This is a genomic window from Roseibium sp. R5, from assembly GCF_055755305.1.
On sequence record NZ_CM146910.1, the window covers coordinates 5,009,515 to 5,027,484 of the forward strand.

A 17,970-nucleotide genomic window follows, 5' to 3' on the forward strand; every position below is an offset into this window, starting at 1 on the left:
CAAAAGATCGACTGTCGCGGACAGCTAAGACCGATCAGTCACGTACAGCTTCTACGGCACTGCGTTTGTCCGGAGCCGTGCTCGGTGCCCGTTCATCCCAATCCTCATTTCGGATCTCGCCGATCAGCATCGGATTGGGGTCCGGTCTGCCGAAATAGTAGCCCTGCAATGTGTCACACCCGAGCGTCCGCAACGCATCAACCTGAAACTGGCGCTCAACTCCTTCGGCAGTCACTTCCAGTCCAAGGTTGTGGGCAAGGGCTATGATGGCGGCAATGATGGCAAGTCCCTCGCTTTGCTCACCAATTTCATCAACGAACGACTTATCGATTTTAATCTTGTCGAAATTGTAATTACGCAAGTAAAGCAGCGAGGAATAGCCAGTCCCAAAATCATCAAGCGCGATTTTGATCCCCATATCCCGAAGGCCGTCCAGTTTCTCGGAAGCAGATCCGATGTCTTTCAAGAAGACCGATTCCGTAATTTCAAGTACGAGCCGCTCGCCCGGGAAGCCAGTTTCCATCAGGACGTCGGAAACGGTTTCAACCAAATTTGGATCCATGAACTGAACCGCAGACAGGTTTACTGCGACCGTCTCAAGATCCGGCCATTGCGCGGCAACCTTGCAGGCCTTTTTCAACACCCACATCCCCATGGGCAATATGAGCCCGGCGTGCTCCGCAATCGGGATAAACACATCAGGAACAATTTCCCCACGGGTTGGATGCTGCCAACGCACCAGAACTTCACTTGAAACGACACGGCCGCTGCGGGCCTCAACAATCGGCTGAAACTCAATGGTCAAGCCGTCAGTTTCAAAAGCTTCGCGCAGATCGGCTTCAAGTTCGCGGCGCTCCCGAACCTCCCGCTCCATCTCTTCCGCAAAGGCAAGCGCCTGCCCACGCCCCCCCTCTTTGGCCTTGTAAAGCGCGATGTCAGCCTCGCGCATGAGATCATTCACGCTTGAGTTTGTCTGACGGAGCCGGGAAAAACCAACGGTCGCGCCGATCGCAAATTCACGCTTTCCGACTTTGAAGGGCTTGCGAGTAACTTTCACGAGTTCATTCGCGAAAACCTCAGCCGCCTGATCGCTGACGAATTCCCCGACAGCTGCAAATTCGTCGCCACCAAACCGGGCGAGTAAGGTGCGGCCTTCGCTGATTGAACGGAACCGTTCAGCGACCTGGATCAGGAGGTCATCCCCGGCTGCGTGCCCACTGGTATCGTTGACGACCTTGAAGTTATCGAGATCGATCAAAAACAGGGTCAGAGTGCTGGCGCGTTTTTCAAGTTGTGCCGCGAGCTTTAGGTCTGCCTGTTTCAAGAACCAGTTGCGGTTTCCAATGCCTGTCAGCGCATCTTGCTCGGCCAGCTGCGTGACCAAAGCGTTTGCGACCTTCATCTCGGTTATGTCCGACGCAACGCCCCGATAACCGGTGAAATAACCCCGCTCGTCGAAAGCCGGTGTTCCTGAAACCGCCCACCACCGCGCTTCGCCATCGACATCAACGCCGATCTCAAGGTCCCGGAACGCCGTGATTTCTGTGATTGCATCGTCCAGGACTTTGTACCCATCCTGCGCGTCCGGATGGGACAGCGAATAGGCCAGATCGGTCAATCGCATTGCTTGAAGTCTGTTTGGGTCTCGCCCGCTCACAGCTGCAAATCGAGAAGATACGTTTCGAAGATTTCCGCTTGTATCGGTCTCCCAGAACCAGTCGCTGTCCTTGTCTTCGATGTCGTTCATCATGAGCGCAATGAGATCACCGCGCTGGCGCAACTCTCCCTCCGAGAGGAAATGAGAGGTAAAGAGCCAACTGGTCGATGTGGAACTGCCGACAATGATGACGGCAAAGCTCGTTAGGAGAGTGATCAGGATCCAGGACTGATCTATGTTGACAACTGCAAGAGAGACAGCCGAAACGCTGTACAAAACAAGCAACCATCGAAACGCGGCCTGCGGAACAGTTGCCAGCGCAAAAGCGCCGCCACAGGTCATTCCAATCGTCACAATGGATGCTATCCAGATGCCTTGAGCATCTCCGACAGCCAGCGCCGCAATAGGCACGACGGCCCAAAGCGCGCTCAAAATCGTGGCATGATGAATGGCGCGTGCGATGACTTTTGGGGAAGCCTGTTCGATTGGATATCTGCCGCTCTTGTGCCATCTCAGGCCCATTTGAGCCATTACAGCGACGATCAACAACGCCCATCCAAGCACGTAAGCTGGCGGCACAAGCGTCAAGCCGACTGCAGTGAGAGCTGCCGCGTTAATCAGATTGCCCGCAATCATGACGGGGGTCAGACGTAGAACATGCGAAATCTGCGCGGCCCGAACCCTGCGCATGACATCTTCATCAGCCACCGGATAACCAAATGCCAGCAGGAACGGCTGCATCGAGTTTTTCAGGCTTTGCCGTGACTTGCCAGTGGCACTGTGGCGGGCAGACGCCCAGATCTGTCTTCCTGGATGGACAAACGCCAGAAATATAACCTGGAGCATCGTTTTCCAGTGCGCGGACAACCGCATGCTTACTCCAATACTACGCAACGAGATGCACGCGCCAATACCTTCGCGCACTCAGAGCCTAACTGGCCCCTCATGAAATTACGGTAAAGGAGAAGGATTCAAAAAATTATTGTCAGTATTCAACAAATAATGCCGCAACGGGAAGCTGCGGCATCGTTTCCATAAACTGAAGATTGGCGATCTTGGCAGGTGAATACCGAGCGCCGCCAGTACTCCCTAGGCGTCAGGCGTCTCAACGGTTTCACCGTTCATTTGCCACTGACCAGCTTCGATTTTCGAGGCGGCAATGACGGCCTGGGTCCGGCTTTCGACGCCCAGCTTTTGAAGAATGGCAGAAACGTGTGCTTTCACCGTTGCCTCGGAGACAGACAGCTCATAGGCGATCTGTTTGTTCAAGAGGCCTTCGGACAGCATCATGAGAACACGGACCTGCTGCGGTGTTAGCGTTGAAAGCCGTTGTACAAGGTCGCCGCTGCCGTCATCGGCAGACAGATCCACATCCGGCGGCGTCCAGACATTGCCCAGCATGACTTCGGCGATGGCTTCCCGGATCACCTCGATGCCGTGAGATTTCGGGATAAAGCCTGATGAGCCGAACTCCATGGCCTTCCGGATCGCCTGCGGGTCTTCGTTTGCCGACACGACAACGACCGGTACACCGGTGTGTTGCGCGCGCAAGTACATCAATCCAGAAAAGCCGCGCATGCCGGGCATCGTCAGATCCAGAAGGATCAGATCGACCTCGCCGTCTTTCTCCAAAAGCGAGGTTACATCTTCCAATGCCCCCGCCTCGACAATCGAGGCTTGCGGATATTGAGCTTCCAGCGTTTGACGCAAAGCTCCACGGAACAGCGGGTGATCATCCGCAATGACAAAGCGATACGATGGCGCCGACACGTTTTCCTCCCAGATCAGCCTTCTTTTTTCAGGCCGTTTATCGAACGGGTGTCTGCGCGCTCTCCTCCGAAAGCCGAGGCTTTACGCCGGGCTATCACACACTTACGCAGACGTGGTTCGTAATGTTTGAAAGTATGTGCCTAAGGGCGCGTTGGCAAGTCAAACGATTGGGCGGTGCTTCGTTCTCATCAAAGGTACAATAGGTCTCAAAAATAAGCATGAGACACAGCAAAGAGACTCTATTGCTTCACTATACTTACGCTGAGTTGAAACTATTGCCACTGAACGCAGCTGACAGGTCTTCAAAAGCAGTTTTAATCTCGAACAATTACAACCCAGATGACGTTTATACCATCTGCGTTTTCCACAGATTAACAAAGTCACAAATAAGAACTTCAAAAAACAGATTAATTACAATAACTTCACGTCGCTGATTGTTCTATTCCCTAATCAAAGTTTCTTCAAAATGGCGCTTTCACCAACTCTCTATTCCTTCACCAACCGGTGGGAATGCGATGAAAATGATCACTTGAACGTCCAGTTCTATTTCAGCCGCTTTGATGAGGCAGATCAGCAATTCCGGCTGATATCCGGCCTCAGTGACACTGTCGCCGGGGCACGCCGTGTGCGGCATGTGCGCTATCACAAGGAGCTGCGGACCGGGGATCTCATCACCGTGCACTCCGGGATCGCTTTCGATGGCCCGCATCTGCTGACCGTGGTGCACGAGATGCGAAATGCCGGGACTGGCGCATTGAGCGCGACTGCGATCGACGGATACGAACCGAGCCCCAGTACGGTCAAATCACTGCGGCAGAGGTTTTCGGACTATCAAACACCTATGAATGCGGACGCGACACCGCGCGGTCTATCGGCCAGCCCAGCCAGCGCACGCCCGGCATTGGACAAACTCCTGCAGGGCAACGGAGCACTCTGCTTCCGTGGAACCGTAATGCCCAGACACGTCAATGCGGACGGAAAAGCAGATGATCAATTCGCTTTGTCTTGCTGCACGGATGGCGTTCCGCATGTATGGGAGCGCAGCCCTCTTACCCAAGCTTATCTTACCCAGCACAATCTTGGCCGGGTCGCCATCGAAATGAAACTGATTTGGCATTCGCCGTTGAAATCCGGCGACATGATTGTGGTTGCCTCCGGTTTCACCGGCAGCCAGAACAAGACCTTCGGAATGCGGCATCATGTTTTCGAAAGCCGTACCAACCGTTTGGCGGCAACGCTCGATGTGGTCGCGCTCACAATGGATCTCGATGCCCGGCGCGCGGTCGAATTGCCGGAAGAGGCAAGAACCGCCATTTCCAAGATGGTGCTTTCTTAGAATTCAACGATGCCTTTTGGCCACACGACGGTTTCGGTCAGTTTCCGGACCCGTCGAGGTCTTTTTGAAGCTCGCGGACCATGCCGAAAAACCGGCGCATGGCTGTCTCGGTGAAATCGAGAACACGATCGAGTTCCTCTTCGTCCTCTGAAGTCAATCCAGAGGTTTGATCTCCGGGTTCTGCATCGGTAGCAGGGCGATCCAAGGCGGAGCCTGGAGGTAACTGCGGCTGACCATTTGCGTTACCGCCTTCCAGTTCTTCCACGCGGGCCGTCAGTCTCTCAACTTCACTGGCCAATGTGTTGATTTCCGCCAGATAGGCCTCTTCAGCCAGGGGCACGGGATTGCATCGCCATGCCTCATTTTTCTGTTTGCAGACAGAGACGGTCCCGTTCTGTCGGTCCACTCTCAGAACGTCACCCTCTACGGAAACCAGAGAGTATCTTTCAGGTGTGCCGTCTGTCACAGCTGTTACGGTTTCTTCCGACACCGCCTCTACGGCAAACGCCGCGCCGTTCACCGAAACACTCAAACATACCAAAATGCCAAATGCTGCTGTTTTACTTTTGCGGATCATGATGCCGGTTCTCCTGGCTCCGTGAAGTCAGACACTGTGATGAGCACGTTGGAACAACCGTTGCCACAAATCCATGGCCAAAGCACGGCCTCTTTGGGACTTGTCACCACAGATAGCCGATTAGTTGGATGCCACACGCACTGGCTCTAACAGCTTCTCCAGCGTTTCCAATCGGTCCGCTTCTCCAGCAGGCTTGTCCCAGCGAAGCCGTGAAATGCGTGGAAAGCGCATGGCAACACCAGATTTGTGTCGGCTGGATCTGTTTAGCCCCTCAAAAGCCACCTCCAGAACAAGGCCGTGATCCTTGCTGTAGGCAACCTCCCGGACAGGACCGAACCGGTTGGTCGTGTTTCCTCGGACAAACTTGTCGATCTGCTGCAACTCTTCGTCTGTAAAACCAAAATAGGCCTTGCCGACCGGCACCAGTTCATCGCCGGTCTCTGCCGCCCGCCACAGCCCAAATGTGTAGTCGGAATAAAAGGACGAGCGCTTACCGTGACCACGCTGGGCATACATCAACACGGCATCGATCAGATGCGGCTCCCGCTTCCATTTGTACCAGAGACCCTTCGGCCGCCCGCCGGTGTAGGCCGTGTCCCAGCGCTTCAGCATAAGACCCTCAACGGCAGCTGCATCTTCTTTGTACAGCCTGCTTTCCGGTGTGTTCCGCGCCTCTGTTAAGTCCTCCCAACTTGTCACCTGTACAAGCGGCGATAGGTCGATCCGTGGATGATCAAAGTCAGCCACAAACTCTTCGAGGCGGCGGCGGCGCTCTTCAAAGGGAAGCGGTCTCAAGTCCTCACCGTTGAGTGACAAAAGATCGTACGCCCGAATGGCTGCCGGAAACTCCTTCAAAAGCTTGGGGCCGGCTGTTTTTCTGTTGAGGCGTTTTTGGAGGTCACCGAATGGACGGACCTTGCCACCCTCCATGACAAGCAACTCACCATCGATACAGCCATTGAAATTGAGTGCGTCGAGAACATCCGGGAATGCGCGCGAGATGTCTTCACCCGTACGGCTGAAGAGACGACGGACCTTTTGTCCGTCCCGCGTTTCACCAGCCGCTGCTTGAATGCGAATGCCATCCCATTTCCATTCCACGGCAAACTCGGCTGCATCAAGCAGAGCAGGATCCCTGTCCGCATCAAGTGGGTGGGCCAGCATGACGGGCCGGAAGGGGGCCGGGTCCAGATTGTCCGGGCGTTCCCCTTTGCCCTCGGCCCAGGCAAACAGGCTTTCATAGGGCGGCTTCAGCCCGAACCAAACCTCCTCAATGTCCGAAACACTAAGATCACCCAGTCGTGCCACAGCGGTTTTCGCAAGGCGCGCCGATACGCCGACCCGAAGCCCGCCTGTAACCAGCTTCAGCAAAGCCCACCGGCCGGTCTCATCCATTTGATCCAGCCAGCTCGCGATCAAACGCGGCGCATCCGTTTTGCCCGCGGTCTCAAGCGCATCGACAACACCCGTGAGTTCGATGCGTTCACGCTCTGCGCTCGCTCCGCCGTCGGGAAGCGCAGGCCACATGAGTGCAATTGTCTCGGACAGATCGCCAACAAAATCATAGGACAAGGCAAACAGCGTTTCGTCCGAACGCTCTGCGATCAGCGCTTTCAAGACAGCTGGTTTTGCATGCTTGAATTTTAGGTCTCCGGTCAGCGCTGCCAGCGCATAGCCACGTTCCGGATCAGGTGTTTCCTGAAAATAGCGGACAAGAAGCGCTTCTTTTGCAAGGCGCCTTGGTTCTAACGACAGTCGGTCAAGTAGTTGGGAAAACACATGCATGAATACAAAAAACCGGGAAAGAGGGGCGAAGGCAACTCTATCCCGGTTAGATGCAGTTCAGACAATGAAGGTCAAGCCGATGGACCTAGGCGGCAATTTCCTCTGACCTTTCTGCGGTCAAGTACTGCAGTCCGACCGTGTCTTCGTGGACCCATTTTACGGCCATCGGATATTGGTGTCCTTTGGTGTCTTCGTAGGTGACATGCATGCCTTCAACCGCACCGTGGAAGTTCATCACGCCAATGCCGCCTTCCGAGCTGTTCATCAGGCGTGTCCGGATGTGTTCGCCGCTTTCGGTGATCAAGTGAATTTGCTGACCGCGCTCTTGCTTCCGGTTTGCGCGGCGGCGTTCTTCAACATCACGCGCCATCTCATTGAGGAAGCCTTCAATGCCTTGAGACATTTCATCAGCAACATTTTTCACCGCCACAGCAATGTGATCCACAGTCTCGGCTTCACCTGCGGTTGCCTGGATGGCCTGATCCACGCTCTCCGCACTGTTGACCGCGTTTGCCGTCTCGCTGGCTGCCATGGTGATGCTTTGCGAGATTTCCTGTGTTGCAATGCTTTGCTCGCCGACCGCTGCGGTGATCGCACCAGCCACTTCGCTGATCATCTCGATGGAACCGGAGATCTTGCGAATGGACTCAACCGCTTCGCTCGTCAGCCCTTGGACCGACGAAATCTGACTTGAGATTTCTTCAGTTGCCTTGGCGGTCTGGGTCGAGAGTTCCTTGACCTCAGCGGCAACAACCGCAAAGCCCTTACCGGCATCTCCCGCCCGGGCGGCCTCGATGGTCGCGTTCAACGCAAGGAGGTTTGTCTGTTCGGCAATGGCGCGGATCATCTCCACGACAGTGCCGATTTTTTCAACTGCTTCTGCGAGGCTGGAAACATTGCCGTCCGTCTGCTGGGCCACGCCAGTCGCATCTTCGATGACGTTGCTGGCCCGATCTGCCTGGCTGAGAATTTCCTGGATCGCTGCAGACATTTCCTCGGCTGCCGCCGCCACTGTTTGCACGTTGTCAGACGACGATCAGGAGGCATTCTTCGCCTCGGTTGCAGCGCTGGATGCCCCTTGCGAGATATCGCGGACGCGCGCGGCAATGTCGGTCATCTGACCGGTTTTTTCGTTCACGTCTCCAGTGACGCTGGCCATTAGATTGCGGAACTTCTCGATGAGACTTTCCATCTGGTTCTGGCGCATGCGCTCGCGGTCACGCTCCTTGGCGGCTTCTGTTTCCAGAACACCGCGCACCCGCGCATTCTCCTGGAACACTTCACCAGCCTTGGCCAGTTCGCCAATCGCGTCCGTGCGGTCACTGAACGGCATCTTGAAGTCGATATCGCCATCAGCAATCCGGACCAGACTACTCGTCAGGCGACCAAGCGTTTGGGTGACATTGCGCAACTGCCACGCGACCAGGGCCAAGGTTACGAGAACGACCGCGATCGTTTCGCCAAGAACCAGCATCAAGTGCCCGTTCGCAGCTTCGGAGATTTGTGCCGCGCGTGCCTCACCGGCTTTCAACATTTCAATTGAAGCTGCGCGGATCATGTTCAGGCGCTCGGTTGCTTTGCCGAACCAGACGGACCCTTCAATGCCTTGCCCGTCCTTTGTTTCAGGCAGTGTGCGCAATACCTTGCGCCACTCAATCACCTGGTCCACGGCTGGGCCGGACACAGTTTGCTCAAACATTGCCAGTTGTTGCGGAGAAGCGATTTGCTGGAAATTCTTCAAGAAGGCTGTTTCAACCGACAGACGGTCGAAATACGCCAGGAACCGCGCTGAGGGGACTTCACCGTCTTTGCCAACGATTGCGAACAACTGTCCACCGATTGCCCGCTCCAGACCGCCGGCTTCAATTGCTTCGGTCAACAAAAGAAACGGTGTCATATGCTGGGCATATTCATTGTCTGAGCTCGCCTGAACCGCAGAGTTCACAATTGTTATCAGCTTGCGCACCTTGCCGGAATAAAATGCCAGATTGTCCGGACCTTTAACCGACTTCGCGTCGACACCGGCGCGGTGTTGGGTGATCTGGTCAAGCTCGGCGCTGGTCGTGCGAACGCGCTCCAGAAGCTTTTTGTTGCTGATATCAAAGTCGGCTACCGCGGCCTGCATTTCCGCCACTGCGGCGTCAGTTGCCTTGCGTTGATTGTCGAGCAGTTCGCGTGGCTTGGCGGCATAACCGGACGCCATAAGCACCGCGGTTCGGCCACGTTCCTTCTGCAACTCGTGCAAAACCGCTTCTGAGCGTTCTGAAATCAGTGCGGTCGGAAGGATTTCTGATGCCTTCCGGCTTTCGATCATAGCCTCATTCAAGGCCAGCCCACTGGCAATCATAAACGCCACCAACGGAACAATGGCGAGAAGCGCAATTTGCGCGCGAATTGATTTGAACATCCCAAACCCTAGCGAAATTCTGTCACGCAAATTTAACGCAGAGGCAGGTTAAAAATTTACATATACCCAAAGATGTTATTCCCTACATCTTTATACTATCGGTATTAATTACATGGATGCGAAAGAAGCGATTTTGCCAATACGGCCAATACTGACAATATCGCTCAAAATATGAGCATTTCTTTCTGGTGGACGTCACTGCGATAAGCCTGTATAAGCCGCGACCCACAAGGGCCTGCATGGTGATGGCCCGATCCGGTAGACTGCTGATTGGCACGCAGGTGATCCGGAGCAGTCGAAAGAATCCAATGACCGAATTGATGTCGCTCGCCCCGGCGCTGAAAGCCGCGCTGGCGAAACGTGGCTATGAAAGCCTCACTCCCGTTCAAGAAAGTGTTCTAACCGAAGCGCCTGCCGACGCCGACCTTCTTGTGTCCGCACAGACCGGCTCTGGCAAGACCGTTGCCTTTGGCCTCGCGCTCGCCTCAACCATTTTGGGCGAAGAAGAAACGCTTGGAAAACCTGGCGCCCCGATCGCCCTTGCCATTGCCCCGACCCGCGAATTGGCGCTGCAGGTCAAGGAAGAGCTGACCTGGCTTTATGGCGAAGCCGGCGCGGTGACCGCGTCTTGTGTGGGGGGCATGGACCCGCGGATGGAACGGCGCACATTGGAGCGTGGTGCCCACATTGTTGTCGGAACGCCCGGCCGCTTGCGCGACCACATTGAACGGGGCGCGCTGGACCTCTCCGAACTCCGTGCTGTTGTGCTCGATGAAGCCGACGAGATGCTCGACATGGGCTTCCGCGAGGATCTGGAATTCATTCTGGATGCCGCACCGGAAAGCCGACGCACGCTCATGTTCTCGGCAACGGTTCCGAAACCGATCGCCGAACTTGCAAAGCGCTTCCAAAAAGATGCCGTCCGCCTGTCGACAATCAATGCCCGCGAACAGCACGGTGACATCGATTATGTTGCCCATCCGGTCGCACCAAATGAGCGCGAAAACGCAATCATCAATGTGCTGCGGCTGCATGAAGCGGAAAAGGCAATCGTTTTCTGCGCCACACGTGAAGGCGTCAGTCGTTTGACCGCGCGCCTTGCCAACAGGGGTTTTGCGATCGTGTCGCTTTCCGGCGAACTGAGCCAGGAGCAGCGTACAGCCGCCTTGACGGCGATGAAGAACGGCACGGCCCGCGTGTGTGTTGCAACCGACGTTGCCGCGCGCGGCATCGACTTGCCGAACCTTGATCTCGTAATCCACGCAGACTTACCGACCGGCAAGGCAGCACTCTTGCACCGTTCGGGCCGGACCGGCCGCGCCGGGCGCAAAGGCACCTGTGTGCTGATGGTTCCCTTCCCCCGCCGCCGTCAGGCCGAACGCACGATGCACTTTGCCGGCATCAAGGCGACCTGGACGGGCGCACCGACCGCGGACGAGATCTGGGCGAAGGACAAGGAACGCCTTCTGGCAGATCCTGTGTTGACCGCGGAGCTGGAAGACGAACAGCGCGCCATCGCGATGGAACTTCTGGCGCTGCACAGCCCGGAGCAACTCGCAGCTGCTTTCGTCAAGCTCCGCCAGTCGCGTCTCCCCGCGCCTGAAGATGTTTCGGAGTTGAACGAGACCGCATTGCAGGGCCGCGATGCCGGGTCGCGTGGAGGCCGCAGCGCCGAGATCAAAAACAACTTCGAAGATGGTGTCTGGTTCTCGCTGTCGCTCGGACACCGACAGCGCGCCGAACCGCGGTGGATCCTGCCGCTGATTTGCCGGGCTGGTCACGTGACCAAGAAGGAAGTCGGCGCGATCAAGATTTTCCAGAACGAGCTCTATTTCGAGATCTCCGGCAAGCACGGCGAACGCTTCAACAGCACCGTCAAGCGTGAAGGCACGGGTGAGGAAAACGTCACCATCAAATTACTGGACGCGCGCGGCGGCCAGATGCCGCAACCACCGAAGGAAGACAATTTCCGCGGTGGCGGCAATCGGGGACGCGGTGACCGGGATCGTGGCCCCAGGGATCGCGGTGACAGAGGTGACCGGGGCGATCGGGGAGACCGGGGCGGCTATCAAAACCGGCGCCCGCGCCGCGGCGATGCGCCCGACTACGAAGACATGGGCCGTGAAGACACGCTGAAGCCAAAGCGCGGACCAAAACGCGACTTCGACGCTCCGCGTGGCAAGAAACGCCGCCGCGACGATGACGAGGCTGCCCCCCATCATCCAGCTTACGAACCGCTGGATATGAAAGCCCTCGCCAATGACGGCGACGCACCGCGCAAAGCTCGCAAACCCCGCGATGCCGACGGCGATGGGCCGCGCAAGGGCAAGCCAAAAGCGTCCGCCAAACCATCTGGAGCGAAGAAAAAAGCTCCGAAGAAAAACAAGCCGTCCCGCGCCCAGCGCAAAGCGGACCGGACAAAGTAAGACCAAAGGCCCGCTGTATCAGCGGGCCTTTCTTTTTCTCTTACGATCAAACCAAACCTAAAACCTGAACGACAAGCCGACGCCACCTCGGAACTGGTCTGCCGACCCTTCGTCCTTGACGATGGGACTGTCCGCGGCGTCCCCCAGAAGGCGCGTATAGGACGCCCGGCCGACCAGCCCCCAGCGCTCTGTGAGTTGGTAGGTCATGGTCGCCTGGACACCAATGTCCTTGACCCCGCCTTCAGCGGTGTAGGCGGCCAGTCCAGAGCGGGCCGAACCCGCTTCTGACACACCGAAATAGGTGTTCATGTAGTCATCCGTCGCAAAACCGACTTCGGTTTCAATGCCCACCCGCAGCCGCTCTCGGGGTGCGATCCAATATCCAGCGCGGACCTTACCGATTACGCCTTCATGGACGCCAGAAACATCTGCCATCAACTCGGCCGAGATTTCGAAAACATCCGATTGCGCCATCAAGGACTTGAATTGATAGGTGACAAATCCACCAGCTTCGAAGGCGCCGTCGATTGCCTCCAAACGGTCGATCACGCCATTCGCCACATCGTCCCGGCCCATCCGGTACTCAACGGCCGGACCGAACTGAAAAGCCGCGTGTGGCCGCAGGTTCAGCCGGGCTTCCGGCCCCTCAATTTCAAGACCCAGTCCAAAGGCGGTGATGTGGGCATAGGCCTGGGGGATCGGAAGATACTCGGCAGCGCCCTCAAATTCAGGTTCTGCGGCCACCCCAACCGCCAAAATACCATGAATGCCACTTTGAGCTTTCGCTCCCCCTTCATCTGAGCGTGCACGCGCTGTGTCATCTGCGTAAACAACTGCCGGCGCACAACTGACCATCGTCACAATCACAATCGCTCGCGGGGAGCGTCCAAAGCAAACTCGCACTATCACAACCTCCATTGAGCCGCCGTTCTGGATTGGCTGGCCCATGGAAGGTGACGCGTTGGAGCTTGTTGAAAAACTCGCGTTTTCGGATTTGCAATTGGCCAGATCCCGGAAGGCTATTCTGATTAACCATCTGACTTTTATATCTTTTCTCGGCCCCGCCTAACCTGTCGGCAGACTATGCATCAGACCAGCTCGCGTTTTGGTCACACTTTTGACCCAACCGCAGATCTTATTGGCAGCTGTTTTTCATTGGAGCATTTTTATGGACTTGGCCCCAACGCGCAGACGGCGCCCAAAGCAGCAACGCTCGCGGCTTATGGTCGACTTTATCCTGGAGGCTGCATCGCAAGTCTTCGATGAAGAGGGCTATAACGGCGCGACCACAAACATGATCGCCGAGCGCGCCGGGATCAGCATCGGGTCGCTGTACCAATATTTTCCCAACAAGGGGGCGCTCATCCTAGAGCTGAGATTTGCGCATCGTGCGCACGTCCTCAAAACCGTTGAAACGGCCATGGCAACATCGGAACACCTGTCCCTGCCAGACGCCATCCGGAAGATCGTTGACGCAAATTTCCAGGTGCACTTCAACGCACCCCGGCTCAACGCGGCTTTTGAAGAACAAACCCCGGCCCAAACACTTTCAGAAGATCCCGACGGCTTTCATCAAAAGATTGACCTGGCTGCGACCAATTTCCTGGAAATCCGAAAAAACGAAATCAGCACGCCAGATCTGAAGACCGCCGGATTTGTCATCCGCAACCTCATTCCAGCTGTGCTGCACGCCGCAATCATAGATGGTCAGGTCGTTCAGGATCCGGACCTTGTGAAGACCCATCTGACCGGCAGCATCATGGGCTGCTTACGCCCTGATGGGCCCACACCCCACGTGTTGACACCTCGAGAAGCTTGATCAACACCGCAAACCCCGCCAAGTCCTTTTCGGGCTGCTCGGCGGGGCCGTCGGCGACTGTAATCGCTGCTTGCTGCGCGTTAGGCTGCGATCGCTGTCACCAACAGGGTATCGACGTTGCCGCCGAATTCGCTTTCCCGAACACAGGTCAATCCGAGTGCTGAGTAATCAACGCCGTAAAAGCCCTTGTGCGGGCCTTCTTCGAACACGAACACCGCATGGCTGAGATCTTCGCGCGCCAGAAGATCCTGTGCCATCACGCCGACATAACGGGCGGCTGGTTCGTTCGTGTATTCCCAGGAATAGACATCTAACTCGAGATGGTCGAGATGACCGATCAGTTGGACGTCTGTCTTAATCCGGCGGTCGGAGCCGAAGCCGCCACCGTTGCTGTGCGCATGTTGCGTGCTGCCTGCAATCTGCTCAAGAGAGTCTCTGTTGTAGAGCCCGTTATTGTCCAATATCGCGATGATGCCCGCCATGGACGATCCCACATTGATCCCGATTTTCAGGGCCACAAGACTGCTTATCCCGATGGACACACCAAGCAGAACGACACCGCCAGAAACCTGATCGCACTCTTCTAGGGTAAGTTCTCTCATTGTAGATACTTCGGTCATTTGTTCACTCCAGGTGAAATATTGGCGCGCATGCAAGCGCTTACATTTTGCAATTCCTTATCTGATTGTCAATATCGGATACGCCACTTTTAGCTGAATTCATTCATATTAATTGGAATTTTATTTCTGTTTTTCAGTTACAACTTCAATAATTGTTTCACTTGCAATCATTAATACACGATCCGCCATTTCGATTGTTTCGGGACGATGTGCGACAATGATCCTCGTCATGCCTAAATCTCTTATGGAGTTGTTGACTGCTCTTTCTGTTTCCACATCCAGATGGGCTGTCCCCTCGTCCATGAACAGAATTTTGGGCTCCTGATAGAGGGCCCTGGCGAGCATCAATCTTTGAAGCTGACCCGCTGAAAACACGGCCCCCATGTCTCCGATAAAGGTTTCATAGCCCATGGGCAGCCGGGTTATGTCTTCATGGACGCAAGCCTTTGCCGCGCAACTCAACACACGCTCCATGTCAATATCGCTGCTAAAAAAGGCAATGTTTTCGGCCACAGTGCCCGAAAACAGCTGATCGTCTTGCATCACCGCAGCGATCTGGCTCCGGTAGTTGGAATTTCCGATCTGCTGAATTGTTTTTCCATCAACTTTGAAGTCACCGGACACCGGTTGAAACAGGCCCATGAGAATTTTCAAAAGCGTTGTCTTACCGCAACCGGATGGCCCGACCACGGCAACACTCTCGCCCGGCTCGATGACAAATGAAGCATCCTGAAACAACAGAGGCGCGCTGTTGTCGTAAGCAAACGACAAATTCGACGCTTCGCATTTTCCGTGTTTTATTTTGAACGTGCCATGCCCGCCATCTCCTCTTTCCTCAAGAGCGATATCCGCAAGGCGCTCAAGGTGGAGATCAAGCATACGAAAATCGATGATGAGCTCGACAAGCCTTGCCGTATTGTCCGCAAACTGGCCGCGATAGGCCATGAAAGCAAAAATCATCCCGACGGTGATGGCCGCATCAATCGCCATCATCGCTGCAAGGTAGATGATTATGACCTGCTCCAGGCCGCGAATCAAAACTGCCGATGAATTGAAAGCTATCGTCAGGAATTGAACGCGCACACTCTGATTGACCGCATCTGCGAGCAGATTATGCCAGCGTTGCTGTCGCTGATCTTCCTGAGAAAAAGCCTTTATGCTGAGAATGCCGCGGACGGTTTCAATGAAATTCGTATGCTCTGCAGCTCTCGAAACGATCTCACGCTCCGACGCGGTCCGGAATGGCCGAAACATCGCGAGACGCAAGGCCACGTAGAGCGCAAGGGAAACCAAAGAGATGACCGCCAGCTTAGGGCTGTAGGCGAACATCAGGCCAAGGGTGACAAGCGCCATAAGTCCATCCACCACGCCCCCGACGACACCGTTTGTCAAAAACTGCCGAATTGGTTCGATCGAAGAAAACCGGGAGACAATATCTCCGATGTGCCTGCGCTCAAAAAAGGGCAAGGGAAGACGTATCAAGTGTTGAAACAGATTGATTGAAATCTGGTACGCCAGCTTGCTGCCCGCATAGAGGATGACCAGATCACGCAGCACGCTTGCTACAACGTTGATCACAAGGAACAGCCCGAACCCCAAGGCCAGAGTGATCAACAAGTCCTTGTCGAGACTGGGGAGCACAGTGTCGATTGTAATTTGCATGTATTGCGGGGCGGCAATCGTGTAGGCGAGTAGAACAAGAGACAGAAGCAAAACCTGCGTCAGGGCACCGCCCAACCCCTGCATACTGCTCCACAGAGATGTAAATGCGAGTTTGTTTCTCTCATCTGCACGCTGAAACCCGGTTGCAGGCATCAGCTCCAAGACGATCCCGGTGAAATGATTGCCGAACTCTTCAAGGCCGAGCGTCAGGTCGCCGCGTGCCGGGTCATGAATGACCGCCCGGTTCTTTGTAAGTTTTTTCAGGACTACAAAGTGGTTCAAATCCCAATGCAAAATCGCCGGCAAATGCACACGTTTAAGGTCCTGAACTTCCGCTTTCAGTGCCCGTGTTGCCAAGCCGATTTTGTTTGACATGTCGGCCAGCGTCCGGAGCGTCATGCCTTGCGCTGTCGTCGGAAAACGGCGACGAAGGGATGCAATATCTGTCTTGAAGCCGTAATAGCTCGCAACCATTGCAAGGCAGGCATTGCCGCATTCTGCCGCCTCGTTTTGCCGGATCAGCGGCAAGGAGCGCCCGCCAATAAACTGGAGATTTGATAGGGCCTCGCTTGCCATCAGCTTCTCCTCGCAACGGCTATCATGGGTTCAAGAAGCCATGAGAGGATCGAACGGTCTTCAAGAATGATATTGGCGCTCAGAAGCATTCCCGGTTGGATGGCATAGGACCGGCCGTAAGCGGACACTTCACTTGAGGCGAGATCGACATTCACCCGATAGACAGGCTCGCCCGTTTGAACGAGGACACTCGGATCATTCTTTGAGAGAACCGATTGTGTGACCAACCGGACCGTTCCTGCCTGCGCACCGAAGCGTTCAAAAGGGAATGAGTCGAACTGGATCCGGACTGCCTGCCCTTCTTCGACAAACCCAATTGCTCGGCTCGGCACGTACAGTTCCACCTGCAAGACGCTGTTTTCCGGGAGAATAGAAAATAGCGGATGCTCACTGCGGACCGCAGCGCCTCTGGAGGCTAAAACCGTCGTCACATATCCGCTGATCGGCGCGACAATCTTGAAAACCTTTTTGGATTTGAAGATGTCCTTTTCGGCGAACAGTTTTTCCTTCTGCGCCTCTAGCCGTGCAATATCGAGGGCATTTTGCGCGATTAACTCCGAACGCGCCCGTCCAAATTTCCGCAGTTCCGCTTCCAGATCATTTTGATCACTCAACAGGCGCTGCAAGTCCTGTTTTCCGGACAATAAGCGGATGTTACGAACATCCCGCGTCTCACCGCTGACATGCCCGCGCGCCGAAAGATCGGAAGCGCGCTGGTAGGAGCCCTTGAGCTCAACAACCAGGGTCTCTTGAATGGCGATTTGATTTTTGATGTTTTCCAACGCGATTTGTGCATCGCTTGTTCGAACCCTCAGGTCTTCAAGTTTTACCTGATTCAGCTGGTTCATCTTTATGATCTCATCATCAAGATTGGAGATCTGGCGCTCATGAGCTGCAAGCCGGGCGGCCGTTTCGGAGCCATCATCTGTGGCAGCGTCCGCGACCACCAGCCGGCCCAGCTCTTGCCCTTCGCGGACATATTCGCCCTCTTGGGCAGCAAAGTCGGTGATGTAGCCCGAGCTGGCGGGCCTCACATGGATCATACCGTTGGACGGAATAACTGCGCCGCGCACGGTCTCCAATCGGGCGAAATTCCCAAAGCCAAGGAATAGGCCAACGACGACCAGGATTGCGAACAGGAAGACGGCAATGACCTTGAACGCGACTGGCGTGACGATCAGCACATCGCCATACAGTCTTGTTCGCTTGGCTTCGATTGCCTGTTTGCGAAAGAGCATGTCCTCCCCGGAATGCCGGCTCCTGTTCTTTTGACCCAGCATATACCTAGAGATGCATTATGCAAGCGCTTACATTCGCTATTTTTCGCTATTCTCT

Annotated in this window: 13 protein-coding genes; 3 read left to right on the plus strand and 10 right to left on the minus strand. The window is 55.4% G+C overall.

Annotated features, from left to right (window positions below):
- Positions 1-34: 34 nt before the first annotated feature.
- A complete protein-coding gene (locus AC0J4F_RS23475) occupies positions 35-2,530 on the minus strand; it encodes a putative bifunctional diguanylate cyclase/phosphodiesterase (RefSeq protein ID WP_473024929.1) in 2,496 nt (831 codons plus the stop codon).
- A 216-nt stretch (positions 2,531-2,746) separates the two neighbouring features.
- On the minus strand, positions 2,747-3,427 hold the full coding sequence (locus tag AC0J4F_RS23480) for a response regulator (protein ID WP_133947876.1): 681 nt from the start codon (positions 3,425-3,427) through the stop codon (positions 2,747-2,749).
- A 466-nt stretch (positions 3,428-3,893) separates the two neighbouring features.
- On the opposite strand from AC0J4F_RS23480, the gene AC0J4F_RS23485 reads away from it, so the two are divergent.
- Positions 3,894-4,763, plus strand: a complete 870-nt coding sequence (locus tag AC0J4F_RS23485; protein ID WP_306149413.1) for an acyl-CoA thioesterase — start codon at positions 3,894-3,896, stop codon at positions 4,761-4,763.
- Between the two features lie 37 nt (positions 4,764-4,800).
- Here AC0J4F_RS23485 and AC0J4F_RS23490 read toward each other — a convergent pair whose 3' ends face one another.
- The 4 genes from AC0J4F_RS23490 to AC0J4F_RS23505 all read right to left on the minus strand — a co-directional run bounded on the left by AC0J4F_RS23490 (position 4,801) and on the right by AC0J4F_RS23505 (position 9,532).
- Entirely contained in the window at positions 4,801-5,340 is a 540-nt protein-coding gene (locus tag AC0J4F_RS23490) for a hypothetical protein (protein WP_473024930.1), read from the minus strand.
- Positions 5,341-5,460: 120 nt separating this feature from the next.
- Positions 5,461-7,125 carry a cisplatin damage response ATP-dependent DNA ligase gene (locus AC0J4F_RS23495; protein ID WP_473024931.1) on the minus strand — a complete coding sequence of 555 codons (1,665 nt, stop codon included), beginning with the start codon at positions 7,123-7,125 and terminating at the stop codon, positions 5,461-5,463.
- A gap of 85 nt (positions 7,126-7,210) precedes the next feature.
- Positions 7,211-8,116 (minus strand): methyl-accepting chemotaxis protein, encoded by a 906-nt coding sequence (locus AC0J4F_RS23500; RefSeq protein ID WP_473024932.1) that lies wholly within the window; start codon positions 8,114-8,116, stop codon positions 7,211-7,213.
- A gap of 45 nt (positions 8,117-8,161) precedes the next feature.
- Positions 8,162-9,532, minus strand: coding sequence for a nitrate- and nitrite sensing domain-containing protein (locus AC0J4F_RS23505; protein WP_473024933.1), 1,371 nt, complete (start codon positions 9,530-9,532; stop codon positions 8,162-8,164).
- A 308-nt stretch (positions 9,533-9,840) separates the two neighbouring features.
- Between AC0J4F_RS23505 and AC0J4F_RS23510 the strand changes: the two genes are divergently transcribed.
- Positions 9,841-11,958: a DEAD/DEAH box helicase gene (locus AC0J4F_RS23510; protein WP_473024934.1), complete on the plus strand. Its 2,118-nt coding sequence runs from the start codon at positions 9,841-9,843 to the stop codon at positions 11,956-11,958.
- 57 nt (positions 11,959-12,015) lie between these two features.
- On the opposite strand, the gene AC0J4F_RS23515 is transcribed toward AC0J4F_RS23510, so the two are convergent.
- Positions 12,016-12,702: a MipA/OmpV family protein gene (locus AC0J4F_RS23515; protein WP_473024935.1), complete on the minus strand. Its 687-nt coding sequence runs from the start codon at positions 12,700-12,702 to the stop codon at positions 12,016-12,018.
- Between the two features lie 424 nt (positions 12,703-13,126).
- Between AC0J4F_RS23515 and AC0J4F_RS23520 the strand changes: the two genes are divergently transcribed.
- Positions 13,127-13,777 carry a TetR/AcrR family transcriptional regulator gene (locus AC0J4F_RS23520; protein WP_473024936.1) on the plus strand — a complete coding sequence of 217 codons (651 nt, stop codon included), beginning with the start codon at positions 13,127-13,129 and terminating at the stop codon, positions 13,775-13,777.
- 80 nt (positions 13,778-13,857) lie between these two features.
- On the opposite strand, the gene AC0J4F_RS23525 is transcribed toward AC0J4F_RS23520, so the two are convergent.
- The 3 genes from AC0J4F_RS23525 to AC0J4F_RS23535 form a co-directional block, all read right to left on the minus strand.
- Entirely contained in the window at positions 13,858-14,397 is a 540-nt protein-coding gene (locus tag AC0J4F_RS23525; RefSeq protein WP_473024937.1) for a tail fiber domain-containing protein, read from the minus strand.
- A 120-nt stretch (positions 14,398-14,517) separates the two neighbouring features.
- Positions 14,518-16,635 (minus strand): peptidase domain-containing ABC transporter, encoded by a 2,118-nt coding sequence (locus tag AC0J4F_RS23530; protein WP_473024938.1) that lies wholly within the window; start codon positions 16,633-16,635, stop codon positions 14,518-14,520.
- Entirely contained in the window at positions 16,635-17,873 is a 1,239-nt protein-coding gene (locus tag AC0J4F_RS23535; protein WP_473024939.1) for an HlyD family secretion protein, read from the minus strand. Before AC0J4F_RS23535 ends, AC0J4F_RS23530 begins: the two co-directional genes overlap by 1 nt.
- Between the last annotated feature and the right edge of the window lie 97 nt (positions 17,874-17,970).